Genomic DNA, 14,564 nt, shown 5'->3' on the forward strand with positions numbered 1-14,564 from the left:
TCACAGCTTTGCCGGCTGGACCGCCGGAACTTCCGGCTGCGCCATGACCTGCGAGGATATTTCGACCTCGCCATTCGGCCTCAGGGTCTGCACCCCCTCGACGATCACCATCATGCCTGCCTCCAGCTCGGCATCGACCAGCACCGTCTGCTCGTTGCGCTGCAGAATCGTCACCGGCACCCGCTGGCTGCGGCCCTCACGCACCACCCAGACGAACGCGCCGCTCGCCGACCATTGCACAGCCAGCGGCGGCACCGCCGGCACCGGCGTGCCCTCGAAACTCATCGAAACGGAAAACGCCATCCCCGCGCGAAGGCTGTCATCGCTATTGTCCAGCGCACCCCGCACCCGCAACGTGCGCGAGGCCCGGTCGACCACGTTGTCGATGGCAATGATCTGACCTTCAAGCCGACGATTGCGATGCGCCAGCGGCTCGGCCCAGAACGGCTGCCCCGGTTCAACCAGATCGACCACCCGCTCAGGCAGACGGAAATCGACCAGAATGCGCGACCGGTCGGTCAGCACCGCGAGACTGTCCTCGGCGGTGATCCGTTCGCCATGTTCCAGATCGACAATCCCGACCCAGCCTGAAATTGGCGCGTGGATCTTGCGTTGGCCCAGATCGAACTCGGCCTGCCGCAGGGCCAGCTCAGCGTCCTGAAGAGCAAGCTCCGCCTCCTGCACCCGTACCGCCGTCACCGCGCCCGCCTGCGTCAACGTGTTCACCCGCTCGTATTCACGCTCTGCATTCGCCATCAAAAGCTGAGCGCGCGACATCGCGATCTGCTCGGCATCATCCTCCAGTTCGATGACGATCTCACCCTCTTCGACGAAATCGCCCGAGCTGATGTTCACCGAACGGATGCGTCCGGACACCTCCGCGCGCAGCGTGACCGACCGCAGCGCCCGTCCGTCACCAATCGCGCGCAGGTCGCTGTTCTGGCGTTGCATGACCACCTCGGTCACGACGACAAGCGACGGACCCTGCCCCCATCCGGCCTCGCTTTCCTCTTCCGGCGGGGCTGGCGGTTCCATGCCCAAGAGATCGAAAACCCCGGCCCGTTCCAGCACCGGCACCGCCGAGGGCACAAAGGCGATCCATGCCGCAACGGCAGCCGCCATCACCACCAGCGAAAGCAGGATCTGTCTGATCAGGGACATGGGGTCTTGGCCTTTGTCACATTAGGAATTCTGCACGACGCCGTGCGACGCGCCAGATATACGTCAAGGACTGTTCACTGCAAAATGCATTATAGCAACACACAACCCCTTTATCTGCTGTGTGCTGCCCGAAATTTCGCGCTGGATACGAGGGCTTAGCGCAATCCGTCCTCGCCTTTGACGTCCTCGACCGCCAGACCGCCCATGCGCGCATGGATCCGTGCGCCACGGCTCATCGCCAGTGCAAACAGCAACTCATCCGCGCGCGGCCCGTCCGGCACACCGACCTCCATACCATCGAAATGGCTGCGCACATAGGCCGCGTTTATATGGCCCAGCGGAATATCGATCCGCGTGCCGACGCCGCCCATTTTCATCGAGGACGGTACGATCGCCTTCGCCTCGCCCAGCCGCTCGCGCATCGCATAGCCGCCCGGCACGTGCCACAGCGCGGTATGTTCCAGTTCGCCCCGCTCTCCGGCCAGCCCCGCCTTGCCATAGCCGTCAATGCCATCGATCCCGCCCATCGCCGCGATAAGCCGGTCGGTCATCATCAGCCCCAGCGGCTTCAGATCCTCCATCGCCGATTGCAGATCCGCCTCGTACACCCCGGCAAAGGGGTTCCTGACCAGCGCCACAATAGCCGCCCGGCGGCGCGGCAGATCCGGCACCGGTCCGCCATCGTGGTGGATATCCTCAATGAAAATCATCGTCTTGCGCAGGGTAAATTCAGGCATCCAGCCGCTCCGTTTCTTGTAATTCCAACCCGGGCATCTCGCCCGCGATCCGCACGTGGCCTTGCAAGGACAGCCGCGCCGCCCGGATCAAACCCTTGTCGGCCACCTCGCGCGCAAAAGCCAGCCCCGCCGCAAGCGCCCGGTCGATATCCCTCCGCCCAAGCGGACCGACCTCCACAGTCACCAGCCGCGCGCCAAGATCACTGTCCGGCGAGATTTCCGTTGCCGGGCAACGCTTTATCACCGGATGCCCCGGCAGATCGACCGCATTGGCAATCAGCGTGGCCGCCGCATCCGCCGCCGCCGCCGTCGGGGCCAGCACCGTCACGCTATCGGCAATGCCCAGCGACTGGCTGCGCCCCCGCCAGCCCGAGGTCGCGATCCCGCGCACCTCATGCCCGGCCCGCAACACGGCCCGGTCCGACAGGCCATCCGCGATATGCGCGACCATTTCTTCGCCCTGCGCGATGTGAAAGGCCACGTCGCCGCCATTGTTCACATAGGCAGTGTTCAATTCACCCGCCGCCACCATGACGCCCAGGATCTCATCCGCGACCGATCCCGCCACCGCCGCCATCGGCGTCACGAATACCGGCGCAAAAGGCGCAACCGCCGCCCGCATGCGCCGAGCTACCGGGCCATTCAAATCCGGCCCGACCGGCTGGCGAAGCAGATCGAGCTCCCCCGCCAACTCACTAAGAACACTACGGAATCTTTCGATGGCCGCCTTCAGAGCCGCCTCTCGCCCGTGCCCCTTGGCATCGACAATCAGGTCAATCGGCCCGTGGTTCAGATGCAGCCGCCGCCCGTCAGCAAGAAACCACGCCTGCGCCCCGTCTGTCACGGCTTACGCCCAACCGCGCGGGCCGAGGACCCATATTCGCCCCCGCTCTCCAGCACATCGTCCACCGACCGGACCGACGCGTCATGCCCGCCAAGCGCCCGGAACTCTTCGCGGCTCGTGGTGAACTCCAGCGGCGCAACCAACGCCGGTGTCGGCACCGAGCCAAACGCGTTGCCGGGCAGACCCAGCACATCGGCCATGATCGTGATGCCGCCGCCGGGCCAGACATAGGCCTCGCCGCCACCTACCGTAACCTTCGTGCGCCGCGCCTGAACCGAGCGGGTCAGATGCACCGGGTTACGCGTCACGCCCGAGCGCAGCGACCCCCCAGCCCCGCCCATGAACATCACCGTGCACAGGGCCGGTTCGCAATTTTCCGCAATAAGTTCGACACTTGGAAGAAGTTCTTGAGGCATTTCCGCAGGCTGCGGCACCAGATCGTCGTCCAGCACGTAATAGGCCGAATGCTCGCCGGTGGTGGATACCATCAGCATGGTCAGCCCCGGTCGCGCGCCTTTTTTCTCAAGCCACGGGTTCAGGATTTCCAGCGGGTCGTTGATATTGGTCCCGCCCCAGCCCAGCCCCGGTTCGGCCACCTGGAAATAGCGCCCGGGGGTCGAACGTCGCCCCTTGATGCGAATGCCGGTATCGGGCCAGCCAATGACCTTGCCCGCCTGATGCTCGCTGACCACGCCGGTGATATGGTCGTCAACCACGACAACTTCGTCGACCAAGCCCTTCCACTGGCTTGCAAACATCCCGATCGTGGCCGAGCCGCAGCCCACCCGCATGCGGGCTTCTGGCACCCCGTCGACAATCGGCGGCTGCCCCGCCTGAACCACCACCGTAGCCCCGCCATCGACGCTCAACTCCACCGCTTCACGGTTACACAGCCGCAAAAGCGCGTCGCAGGTCGCCCGCCCTTCGGGTTTCGAGCCGCCGGTCAGGTGATCGACTCCGCCAAGGCTCATCATCTGCGAGCCATATTCGGACGTGGTCATATGCCCGACCACTTCGCCCCCGGCTCGGACCAGCGCGCATTCCTCCCCCAGATGACGGTCGGTGTCGATCTTCACCTTAACCCCGCAGTAGGAGAAAATTGCTTCTGTCACCACGGTCACGAAATCCGCGCCATCGACCTCACGGCTGACGATAAAAGGCGCGGGTTTGTAATCGGGATAGGTGGTGCCGGCGCCGATTGCGGTGATGTCCAGATCGCCCGCGCCGATGCGCCCGTCCCAATCGGCCCGCAGAAAGGGGCGAATTTCGCCGCCCGCTTCGATCCGGGCATCCAGCACGGTCAGCGGATCACAACGGATGATGCGGCCGCCTTCATTGGCATAGCGGTCGCAGGCGCCCAGCTTGCCCTCGGCGATGTAGCACATCACCGGGCATGCGTCGCAGCGGATCTTTTCGGGACGTGCCGAGGCTTTTTCCGCCATTGTCATACCTTCCGATGCACAGGGGGTGTACAGGGGGTGTACAGCCTGTGCATCGCCATTTTCGCTGCCCCAACGGCCATCGTTACACCGTTCGCCGCGTTAAGAACTGGATGTTTCTCCACCCCGATCATCCCCCGATCTCCCCGGCTTCCCGGATCGCCGCAAGCACCCGATGGGGCAGTGCCGGAACCCGTTTCAAACGCGCCCCGCAAGCATGGCGGATCGCGTTCAGGATGGCTGGCGCCGTGGGGATCAGCACATGTTCGCCCAGCCCCTTGGCCCCGAACGGCCCCTCGGGATCGGGCCTCTCGATCAGGATCGATTGGATCTCGGGCATGTCGCCAAAGGTCGGGATCAGGTAGTCATGCAGGTTCTCGGTACGCCCCGGAATGTACTCCTCCATCAGCGCGAGCCCGAGCCCTTGCGCGATGCCCCCCTCGATCTGCCCCTCGGCCAGCATCGGGTTGATGACCCGCCCCAGATCATGTGCCGCCACCATGCGGACCACCTTGACCGTGCCCAGTTCGATATCGACATCCAGCTCGGCAATCTGCGCGCCATAGCCGTAAACCGCATAAGGTGCGCCTTGACCGTTTTCGTCGAGCGCACCGGTCGGCGGGTCATAGCTTTCTTCGGCTGAGATCACGTAACCATCTGGCTGAACTTGCAAATTTGCCAGCTCAATCGCGGTATCCCGGGTGCCGTCGGTGACGCAGACACGTCCTTCGTCCAGGCTTAACGTTGCGCCTTCGCCCATGTTGGTCATCGCCAGCAGCTGCGCGCGCAGCGCCGCGCCAGCCAGTTGCGCGGCCTTGCCTGTGATGAATGTCTGGCGCGAGGCGGAGGTCTTGCCGCAATCCGGCGTCAGTGCCGTATCGCCGCCAATCAACCCTATCCGCCCCACCGGCACACCGAGTGCATCGGCGAAGATCTGGGCAATCACAGTGTTCGCGCCCTGCCCGATATCCGTCGCCCCCTGATGCAGCCAAAGCGTACCGTCGCTGCGCAAACCGGCCCGGATGGTCGACGGGTTCGGCAGCGCCGTATTCCCGCAGCCATACCAGCACGATGCCACACCGACACCTCGCCGCACGCGCCCCTTCTGGGCATTGATGACGGCAGCACGGGCCAAAGCCTCATCCCAATGCGGGGTCAGCGACTCGAGACAATCAGCGATCCCGACGCCGGACAATTCCTGCCCGCAGACGGTAGGTTCACCATCCTTTAACGCGTTGAGTTTACGAAATTGCAGCCGGTCGATCCTCGCCTTGATCGCCAGATCGTCGAATAAAGTTTCCTGAAGGATCGCCGCCTGCGGTACGCCAAAACCGCGAAAGGCACCGGAGACTGGCCCATTCGTGTGAACCGCGCGCGATCTCGCCCTGTAGTCGCCCATAAAGTACGGCCCCGACGCATGGACCGGCACACGCACCGCCACGGTCGGCCCCCAGCTTGCATAGGCGCCGGTATTGAACTGTCCGTCGAATTCAAATCCCGCGATCCGGCCCTTCGCGTCAATCCCGGCCCGCGCGCGCATCCGCGCCGGATGGCGTTTCGTGGTCGAACTCATGCTTTCGCGTCGGGTATAGATCATCCGGGCCGGGCGTCCGGTTTTCAGGGTCACAAGCCCGATCAGCGGCTGCAGGGACAGGTCCAGTTTGGATCCGAACCCACCGCCCGCCGCCGCCGGAATGATCCGCACGCGCTCGGGCGGCAGACCAAGCACAAGCGCCGTGTCATCGCGGTCCATCACCGGGGCCTGGGTGCAGGCCCGGATCACAAGAACATCGTCCTCCATCCAGGCGATACCGGCTTCGGGTTCGATATAGGCATGCTCCACATATCCGGTTTCCATTGCGAATTCAGCAACATGCGTGGCACTCCTCAACGCCGCCTCCGCATCGCCACGCTGCACCAGGCCCCGGATCAGGATATTGCCCTCGCGGTCCTCATGCATCCTCGGGGCATCCCCGACCTCGGCCTGATCCGGATCGCCAAGCGAAACCTCGGGCACCCAGGTGACCGGAAAGTCGACCAGATTCAGCGCTTCGATCACCTCGGGTTCGCCAGCCACAAGCGCAATGGCTTCGCCACGCATCCGTGCGTGTGACACTGCCAAAGCGGGCTGGTCGCGAAAGGCCGGGATCACGCTGAAGCGGTTCTCGCCCGGGATATCGGCGGCGGTGAATACCTCAACGCCCCGCTCGGCAGCCCATGCCGCGATATCGCCCAGCGTAAATCCCGTGCTTTCATGGGGCGAGCGAATGGCACGCACCGCCAGCATACCCTCGCGGATCATGTCAGCGCCGAACTGTTCGCGCCCGGCGACCTTGGGCACCCCGTCGAGTCGTTCGATGGCCGCACCAACAGCCTGCCCGGCCATCGGGGCCTCGACCGGTTCCGGCGCCAGTCCCGCCTCCATCACCGCCGTGACTATCTTGGCATAGCCGGTGCAACGGCAAAGCACCCCGCCCAGCGCGTCTTCGACCTCGGTCCGCGTCGGCACCGGCTTGCGCGTCAACAGCGCCGAGGCCGCAACCAGCATCCCCGGCGTGCAGATACCGCATTGCGCAGCCCCGTGACGCAGAAAGGATTGCTGCAAATTGTCCAACACCCCGTTTTCAAAGGATTCCACCGTGCGCACATCGCGTCCCACGGCCTGCGCCGCCGGGGTCAGGCAGGCGCAAACGGGCGAGCCGTCGATCAGCACCGTGCAGGCCCCGCAGTCTCCCGCATCGCAGCCAACCTTGGTACCGCGCAGACCCAAATCCTCGCGGAGCGCCTGCGACAGGCGCCGACCCGGCGCGATCTCGACCCCTGCCTCGACGCCGTTCACGATCAGCTTGGCATCCACCGCGTCCTTCATACCGGGCTCCTCATCAGGGTCAGGTCATCCAGTACCCGCCGCAGCAGGTGGACCGCCGCCTCGCGCCGGTATTCATCGCTCGCTCGCATATCGGTGATCGGCGTCAGCGCCGAGGCGATCAGATCCGGCTGCAACCTGTCCGGCAGACCGGCAAGCGGCGTGCCGCGCAAAGCCTCCTCGAGCGCCGCAAGCCGTGTTGCAACCGGCCCGCAAGCCCCGACCGACAGCGCTATATCGCGGACGAACCCATCCTGTACATGCAGGCGCGCGGCGACCATTACGATTGAAATCACAAGATATTTGCGCGCCCCAAGCTTGCTGAACCGGCTTTCCCCCTTGTCCGAGACGTCAGGGATGCGGATTGCCGTCACCATTTCACCGGGCATCAATACAGTGGCGCGCGGCGCGGTCAGGAACTCGGCCAGAGGCACCTCGCGAGGGCCTCCTTTCGCGCCGATTTCCACATGTGCATCAAGGCTTAGCAGAGGCGGCACCCCATCGGCTGCGGGCGAGGCATTGCAAATATTGCCCGCCACCGTTCCCGCATTCTGGATCTGGACCGACCCGACCTCGCGCGCGGCCTGTTTCAGCATGTCGAACGCAGGCGGCAGATCGGCCGCGATCACATCGCTCCACGTGCTGGCCGCGCCGATGCGCCAGCCAGTCGCGTCCTTCGCGATCCGTCGCAGCCCCTCGATCCGCGTCACATCCAGAACCGTACCGTTCAGGCTCTGGCTTTCGGTCGCGGCGAAGAGGTCGGTGCAACCGGCGGCAATCGTCACCGGCTCGCGCGCCAGAATGCCCAGCGCTTCATCAAGTGTGTCCGGTTGCAGATAGGCGCCCAAGTCGACCTGCCTTTCCTTTTGGAGAACAGGAATTGTTCGTGTACTAACAGAAGTTGAGGCAGGTCCGCGCACCTGTCAACAATCGCGATGCGCCGACAGGGTTCATGAACGACAATAGTGATGCAACAACAGGCAGCTACCGGCTTGACGATCAGGTCGGATTTATCCTGCGTCGCGCCAACCAGCGCCATCTTGCCCTGTTTGCGCGCGATATTCCCGATCTGACCCCGACTCAATTCGCCGCGCTTGCCAAGCTTTGCGAGCTGGGACAGGCCTCGCAGAATGCGCTTGGCCGGGCGACCGCAATGGATGCGGCCACGATCAAGGGCGTGATCGACAGGCTACGCAAACGCGGTCTGGTCGCCGCCCGGCGCGACGCAGATGACGCCCGGCGGGTCCATCTTTCCGCCACGGATCAGGGACAACAGCTTTACGCGGCGCTCCTCCCCCGCGCCCGCGAGATTTCAAAGGAAACGCTGGCACCGCTTGCGCCGCGAGAGGCGGCCGTGTTCCTGCAATTGCTGGAAAAGCTTGCCGGGGAATAAGCGTTACATTCCCCGGGGCGAGGCCAGCAGCCAGAGACCAAAGAAGGTATAGGCCACCATAAAGATCGACAGCGGCAACTGGCTCAACACCGCGCGGCGCGGTGTTTCAAAGGCGCGCAGGGCGAGCGCATGGGCCAGCAGGATCGCCACCACATGACCCGCAACAACCGCGCCCGCCTGTGTCAGCCAGATCAGGCGCACGGTCGATTCTGTTTGCAGGAAGCCGGTCGTCACATGGTAATGGTCCATCCCCAGCAGCTCGGCCCCATTGCGCAGGGGATCGTTCATCATTTTCAGCACATACTGGCCGTCGACCAGAAACACCGTGAGGTAATGGGCAATGTGATAGCCAAGCGCGATCGGCAGGATCGAGGGCGCAAACAGCCGAAAGAACCTGCCCAATCCACGCTGTCCCGCAAGCCGCACGCCCAGAGTCACGGTCCCCGCATAGATCGCAATCAGCGCCGCGTTGGCAAACAATAGCCCCCAGATCGACGGTGCAACGACCGCCGAACGCCCCGGAAATTCCAGCGGGTTAAGGCCCAGAAGGCCGAACCACCAGAAGGTTTCGTTCAAGCCGTCGAAACTGCCACTGCCCAGAAGGACCAACATGAACACCGCGGCCGCATATCCCGGCACCGGCTGGCGCAGCACCTGCCAGCCCCAAAGCCCCATCGCCGACCTCGCGCCCTTGCGACCGAACAGTCCCAGCCGCGCATAGCTGCGCATCAGCACCGTGATCGCCTCGCCGCGCAGCAACCAGCGTGGGCCGAGGATCAAACCGCCTATCAGCATGGCCAGCCAGTAGATCAGGATCACGCGGGCCAGATGATCCGGATCGGACGGGGCCAGATCGGCAAGCAGAAAGGCGTAGAAAGCAAGATAGCCCAGCACCGCGCTCCACCCCAATACCGCGCGCGACAGATGGATCAGCGTCCTCAGTCCCAACTGGCGACGCAGCCATAGGACAGGCACCAGCCACGGGTTCAGCCATGACCAAAGATTGCCGAGCAGCCCTTGCAGGCTGACCAGCGCCAGCCACCAGAGCGTCCATATCACCAGCGGTAGCGGGTTGCTCAGCGGATCATGCGGGCCTCTGAACCCCTCTCGTATCAGCCAGAACAGCAGCAGTGTCGAGAGAACCCCGGTGATTGCCCGTCCGCGCGGGCGCATCCTGAACAGGGCAAAGGGCCGGAAAAGGCCGTGGATCGCCCGCACCGGCAGGAATACCGTCAAAAGCACGGTCAGGACGACACAGCCCACCCCCGCCGCGATATAAATGTCCGTCGGCAGCAACAGCACAAATCCCTGCTCGGACACATGTGCCCGCGCCGCCGCCGGAAAAATTGCGCCAGCCAGCGCCGCGCCCGTGATCTGCCGATACCCCATGGGCCAATCTTTAGGCGGGCGTACATGACGTGGAAAGCGCCAAAGCTTGGGCAAGCACCCGGTACAGGTCGAAAACTTCCCCCCTGTCGCCTCGCTGCCGCGTTGACAGGCACAACGAATTGGCCACATCATTTGCACACAAACAATTCCGGAGGACCGATGAGCGGGACATCGTCAGGCGCCGTAGTGGGCGTGGATGTGGGCGGCACCTTTACCGACCTTGTCGAGCTTGATCCGGCAAGCGGCAGGGTGCGTCTGGCCAAGGTGCCCAGCACGCTCGACAATCAGGCCTTTGGCGTGCTGAACGCGCTGCGTGAGGCAGGCTGCGATCTGCAAACGCTGGCGCTCATCGTGCATGGCACCACGACGACGACCAACGCGGTCCTGGAACGCAAGCTGAGCCGTACCGGTCTGATCACCACCGCCGGTTTCCGAGACATCCTTGAACTCGGTCGACGCACCCGCCCGCAAGCCTATGGGATGAAGGGAGAATTCCGCCCCCTGATCCCGCGCGACCTGCGGCTCGAAGTGCCCGAGCGGATGGATTGCGACGGGTTGGTCGTTACCCCTCTCGACGAAGACGCGGTGCGGCAGGCGGCTCAGCAGCTTGTCGATGCCGGTTGCGAGGCGCTCGTCATTCATTTCCTGCACGCCTATGCGAACCCCACCCATGAACAGCGTGCCGCCGAGATCGCGCGCGAGGTCTGGCCCAACACCTACATCACAACCGGGCATTCGCTGCTATCGGAAAGTCGCGAGTTTGAACGCGGCGTGACGGCGGCGGCCAATGCCTCGGTCCAGCCGATCATCGACCGCTATATCCGCCGCCTTACGGCCGAGCTGAAATCCGGCGGGTATACACGCGACGTGCTGGTGATGAACGGCAATGGCGGCATGGTCAGCGCCGAACGCGTCGCGCTTGAGGCCGCCAAGACGGTGATGTCCGGCCCGGCCTCGGGTGTGATGGCCGCCGCCTATACCGGGCGTCAAGCGGGGATGCGCGACCTCATCACCTATGACATGGGCGGCACCTCGACCGATGTGGCGCTGATCCGCGATGCTGAACCCACCGTCTCGAACGAGATCGAGATCGAATATGCCATGCCGATCCATGTGCCCATGGTCGATGTGCGCACCGTCGGCGCGGGCGGCGGTTCCATCGCGCGGGTGAACCCCGCCGGTCTGCTCGAGGTTGGCCCCGAGAGTGCGGGCGCGACGCCCGGGCCGATCTGCTACGGACGCGGGGGCACCCTGCCGACGATTTCGGATGCGAACCTCTTGCTCGGGCGGCTCGATCCGTCACGGCTGGCTTCTGTCGAAGGCGTTTCGCTTGAGACCGTGACCAAAATTTTCCAAAGCGAACTGGGCGCTAAGCTGGGCGTCGATGCAACCGAGGCCGCCGCCGCCGTGATCAGACTCGGCAATACCAAGATGGCGGGTGCGATCCGCATGGTCTCTGTCTCGCTCGGGGCCGACCCGCGCGATTTCGCGCTTTTTGCCTTTGGTGGCGCGGGGCCGCTCCATGCCTGCGCACTGGCGCGCGAGCTGGGCATTCCCCGCGTTCTGGTGCCCTCGCGCCCCGGCATCACCAATGCCATCGGCTGCGTTGTCGCCGATCTGCGCCATGATTTCGTGCGCACGCTGAACACGCCGCTGGACGCGCTCGACCCGGCTGACCTGCACGAGGTTTTTGCCGCACAAGAGGCCGAAGGCGACGCGCTGATCGATGCCGAGAGCATCACGCTCAGCGACCGCCGCCACGTGCACAGCGTCGATATGCAGTTCATCGGCCAGACCCACCTGCTGCGCGTCCCGCTCGAGCGGCCTGATGTGGATCGCGAAGCTCTGCAAGCTTTCTTCGAGGCCGCCTATTACAAGCGGTTCCGGGTCAAGCTGGACAATATCCGCGCCAATCTGGTCAATGCGAATACCTCGGTCATCGGCACCCGCGCCGCGCTGGACCTATCGACCCTGATCGACCCCGCCGGGCGCAAGGACACGCTCGCGCAGGCCGAAACCGCGCGGCGTCCGGTCTATTTCGACGGCTGGCACGACACGCCAATCTACTGGCGCGATCACCTGCCCGCCGATTTCACCCTCACTGGCCCCGCCATCGTTCAGCAGATGGACACCACCGTCCTAATCGAACCCGGTGACCGGGCGCGCGGCGACGCGCAGGGCAATATCATCATCGAGATCGGAGCCACCGCATGAACCAGCAGGCGCTTGATCCCATCACGCTCTCGGTCATTCAGGCCGGGCTGCAACAGGTCTGCGACGAGATGGACCTGTCCTTTTCCCGCGCCGCCTTTTCGCCGGTCATCGCTGAGGCAAATGACCGCTCCGACGGGATTTACGCCGCCGAAGACGGCGCGCTGATCGCGCAGGGCGCAGGCGGCTTGCCGGTCTTTGTCGGCACGATGCAATATTCCACCGCGACCCTGATCCGCATGATCGCCGAGGGCCGCGCGGCAGAGCCACAGCCCGACGACATCTACATCGTCAACGACCCCTATCTTGGCGGCACCCACCTGATGGACGTGCGATTTGCCAAGCCTTTCTATCGCAACGGTAAAATCTGGTGCTGGCTTTCCAATACAGGCCACTGGCCGGATACCGGCGGCGCGGTTCCAGGCGGGTTCTCCGCCTCTGCCACCTCGGTCGAACAAGAGGGGCTGCGCCTGCCGCCCGTGCGCCTGTTCAAGCAAGGCAAGCTCGACCCTGAAATCTATGCGATCATCACCTCGAACATCCGCGTCGCGGACCAGCGGATTGGCGACGTTCAAGCGCAGGCCGCAGCGCTGCTGGTAGGCGAAGAGCGGCTCGGAGAACTGCTGGAACGCTATGGCGATGACACGGTGGCCGGGGCAATTTCCGAGTTGCGGGATCGTGCCCGCGTCCAGATGGGCGCCTTCATCGATGCAATCGAACCGGGTCGGTATGACTCCGTGGCCTATGTCGATAGCGATGGCGTCGTTGACGAACCCCTGGCGATCAAACTTTCAGTTACCCGGCAGGGAGATGAGCTGGTGTTCGATTTCTCCGGCTCTTCCGCCCCCTGCGCCGGACCTATGAACTCGGTGCGGGCCACGACGCTCAGCTCTGTCTACCTCGCCATGCGCCATATTTTCCCCGAGGTCCCGATGAACGCGGGTGCCTTTGCCCCGCTTAAGGTCACCGGGATCGAGGGCACTTTCCTTGACGCGCAATACCCACGCCCGGTGTCAGGCTGCGCCGCCGAGGTCAGCCAGCGCATTGCCGAGGCTGTGTTTGCCGCTCTTGTCCCCGCCCTGCCCGAGCGCGTCACCGCCGCACCCGCCGGGACCAGCGGCAATTTTGCACTTGGCGGCCATGACCCTGCGCGGGGGCGCGATTTCGTCATGTATCAGCTCTCAGGCGGAGGATACGGCGGCAATGCGGACCATGACGGGCTGGCCAACGGCTGCTCGACCATCGGCATTTCCAAGGCGCCGCCGGTCGAAATCATGGAGCAGGCCTTCCCCGTGCTCTACCGTCACTATGCCCTGCACGAAGGGTCAGGCGGTGCAGGCAAGCATCGCGGCGGGTTCGGTCTCGATTATGAGCTGGAACTGCGGCGTGGGTCGGCGCGCGCCAGTTTTGTCATGGACCACGGGCGTTTCGGACCGCAGGGCGTGATGGGCGGGCGTGATGGTGCGCCCAACAAGGTCACGGTCTGGCAATCGGGTAAGCCGCACGTGCCGCCGCATTTGTCAAAGGAACAGGACATTCCGCTTGGCCCTGGCGACCGCGTGCATGTGCGCACCCCCGGTGGCGGCGGTTATGGCGATCCGTTCAAACGTGACCCGAAACTGGTGGCCGAAGACGTGCGCCTTGGCCGGTACAGCATCGATCAGGCGAAAGAATTATTCGGCGTCGCCGTGACAGCCACGGATTTCACCGTGGACGAACCCGCGACCGCCACGCTACGCGAAAGCTAAAAACGTTTCTGCCAGGCGTTGATGGCCTGCCCGACACGGCTGGACGAGACAAAGGCAAAGAGTTCCTCATCCCCGAGACTCGCCGAAAGGAAATTGATCCCTCCGGCCAGAGGAAGGATCACGCATTCGGGCTGAGCCGCCCCGAGGCGCGGCTTGGTCGCGCTCCGGTTGCGCGCAGCGAACTCGGCCAATCGCACGACGAGGGCCGCGTCGCCGCCCCTCTTGTCACCACTGCCTTTGGTTGGCATGAAAATCCAGGCGATAGCAAAGCCTTCGATCACCGCGAAAAAGTCCGACAGATTGCGCGGCGCTTCGGGCGTGGGCGGCTTGATGCCAGCCGCTTTGGCGAGCATTGTGGCCGAGCATCCAACAGCATCGGTCACCTCATGCTCGCTGCTGCGTTCAAAGACAAAACGGGCCGAACGTACGTCGCTTAGAACGGTATTGAGCTGACCGGCCCAAAGCTGCGCCGCTGCGCGCGGATCGACTGGCGCTACGAAATTCGGACAATCTGGCAGCCGCGTGGACACCAGTCTTCGGTTCGAAACCACGAGACGGATCAGGAGATCAGCGCCTTGCAACAGCGAGATCCGTCGCGGCATCACGGTTTCGTCGATCTCTTTAAGCAGAACGTCAAGGATCGCTTCTGCCCCGCCGTCGACAACCGAAGGCAAGCCCTGCCCCGGTTCGGCAAGACGCGTCAGAGCCCGCGCGAGGCGCGAGCCGCCAGCACCGTTCTCTTCTGTCGTCGCCTTGGCCACCGGTGTCGTCATCCT

The 14,564-nt window shown here is 64.2% G+C and carries 11 protein-coding genes; 3 read left to right on the top strand and 8 right to left on the bottom strand.

Annotation, left to right across the window (positions count from 1 at the left end; genetic code table 11):
* From MF268_RS00585 to MF268_RS00610, 6 genes are all read right to left on the bottom strand, one after another.
* A complete protein-coding gene (locus MF268_RS00585) occupies window positions 1-1,161 on the bottom strand; it encodes an efflux RND transporter periplasmic adaptor subunit (RefSeq protein WP_238368973.1) in 1,161 nt (386 codons plus the stop codon).
* 155 nt (window positions 1,162-1,316) lie between these two features.
* Window positions 1,317-1,898 (bottom strand): amino acid synthesis family protein, encoded by a 582-nt coding sequence (locus tag MF268_RS00590; RefSeq protein WP_238368974.1) that lies wholly within the window; start codon window positions 1,896-1,898, stop codon window positions 1,317-1,319.
* Entirely contained in the window at window positions 1,891-2,742 is an 852-nt protein-coding gene (locus MF268_RS00595) for a UPF0280 family protein (protein ID WP_238368975.1), read from the bottom strand. Before MF268_RS00595 ends, MF268_RS00590 begins: the two co-directional genes overlap by 8 nt.
* Complete coding sequence (locus MF268_RS00600) at window positions 2,739-4,184, bottom strand: 6-hydroxynicotinate reductase (protein WP_238368976.1); 1,446 nt, start codon at window positions 4,182-4,184, stop codon at window positions 2,739-2,741. Before MF268_RS00600 ends, MF268_RS00595 begins: the two co-directional genes overlap by 4 nt.
* A 127-nt stretch (window positions 4,185-4,311) precedes the next feature.
* The gene (locus MF268_RS00605; protein ID WP_238368977.1) at window positions 4,312-7,050 is read right to left on the bottom strand and encodes a molybdopterin-dependent oxidoreductase; all 2,739 of its coding nucleotides are present in this window, start codon (window positions 7,048-7,050) and stop codon (window positions 4,312-4,314) included.
* Window positions 7,047-7,895 carry an FAD binding domain-containing protein gene (locus tag MF268_RS00610; protein ID WP_238368978.1) on the bottom strand — a complete coding sequence of 283 codons (849 nt, stop codon included), beginning with the start codon at window positions 7,893-7,895 and terminating at the stop codon, window positions 7,047-7,049. The genes MF268_RS00605 and MF268_RS00610 overlap by 4 nt, the downstream gene beginning before the upstream one ends.
* A gap of 104 nt (window positions 7,896-7,999) precedes the next feature.
* Between MF268_RS00610 and MF268_RS00615 the strand changes: the two genes are divergently transcribed.
* A complete protein-coding gene (locus MF268_RS00615; RefSeq protein WP_238368979.1) occupies window positions 8,000-8,440 on the top strand; it encodes a MarR family winged helix-turn-helix transcriptional regulator in 441 nt (146 codons plus the stop codon).
* 3 nt (window positions 8,441-8,443) lie between these two features.
* Here the strand turns inward: MF268_RS00615 and MF268_RS00620 are convergent, their stop codons facing one another.
* Complete coding sequence (locus MF268_RS00620; RefSeq protein ID WP_238368980.1) at window positions 8,444-9,829, bottom strand: hypothetical protein; 1,386 nt, start codon at window positions 9,827-9,829, stop codon at window positions 8,444-8,446.
* A gap of 159 nt (window positions 9,830-9,988) precedes the next feature.
* Between MF268_RS00620 and MF268_RS00625 the strand changes: the two genes are divergently transcribed.
* Complete coding sequence (locus tag MF268_RS00625) at window positions 9,989-12,043, top strand: hydantoinase/oxoprolinase family protein (RefSeq protein ID WP_238368981.1); 2,055 nt, start codon at window positions 9,989-9,991, stop codon at window positions 12,041-12,043.
* Window positions 12,040-13,788, top strand: coding sequence for a hydantoinase B/oxoprolinase family protein (locus tag MF268_RS00630; RefSeq protein ID WP_238368982.1), 1,749 nt, complete (start codon window positions 12,040-12,042; stop codon window positions 13,786-13,788). The genes MF268_RS00625 and MF268_RS00630 overlap by 4 nt, the downstream gene beginning before the upstream one ends.
* On the opposite strand, the gene MF268_RS00635 is transcribed toward MF268_RS00630, so the two are convergent.
* Entirely contained in the window at window positions 13,785-14,561 is a 777-nt protein-coding gene (locus tag MF268_RS00635; protein WP_238368983.1) for a glycoside hydrolase 64/thaumatin family protein, read from the bottom strand. The two genes, MF268_RS00630 and MF268_RS00635, sit on opposite strands and share 4 nt — an antisense overlap.
* Window positions 14,562-14,564 lie beyond the last annotated feature (3 nt).

The sequence above is a fragment of the Heliomarina baculiformis genome, assembly GCF_019966545.1.
Classification (GTDB): domain Bacteria; phylum Pseudomonadota; class Alphaproteobacteria; order Rhodobacterales; family Rhodobacteraceae; genus Heliomarina; species Heliomarina baculiformis.

Excerpts from the sequence above, each read along its gene's own strand:
- MF268_RS00585 (WP_238368973.1), bottom strand. The coding sequence starts at position 1,161 with ATGTCCCTGATCAGACAGATCCTGCTTTCGCTGGTGGTGATGGCGGCT.
- MF268_RS00590 (WP_238368974.1), bottom strand. The coding sequence starts at position 1,898 with ATGCCTGAATTTACCCTGCGCAAGACGATGATTTTCATTGAGGATATC.
- MF268_RS00600 (WP_238368976.1), bottom strand. The coding sequence starts at position 4,184 with ATGGCGGAAAAAGCCTCGGCACGTCCCGAAAAGATCCGCTGCGACGCA.
- MF268_RS00605 (WP_238368977.1), bottom strand. The coding sequence starts at position 7,050 with ATGAAGGACGCGGTGGATGCCAAGCTGATCGTGAACGGCGTCGAGGCA.
- MF268_RS00615 (WP_238368979.1), top strand. The coding sequence starts at position 8,000 with ATGAACGACAATAGTGATGCAACAACAGGCAGCTACCGGCTTGACGAT.
- MF268_RS00620 (WP_238368980.1), bottom strand. The coding sequence starts at position 9,829 with ATGGGGTATCGGCAGATCACGGGCGCGGCGCTGGCTGGCGCAATTTTT.
- MF268_RS00625 (WP_238368981.1), top strand. The coding sequence starts at position 9,989 with ATGAGCGGGACATCGTCAGGCGCCGTAGTGGGCGTGGATGTGGGCGGC.
- MF268_RS00630 (WP_238368982.1), top strand. The coding sequence starts at position 12,040 with ATGAACCAGCAGGCGCTTGATCCCATCACGCTCTCGGTCATTCAGGCC.
- MF268_RS00635 (WP_238368983.1), bottom strand. The coding sequence starts at position 14,561 with ATGACGACACCGGTGGCCAAGGCGACGACAGAAGAGAACGGTGCTGGC.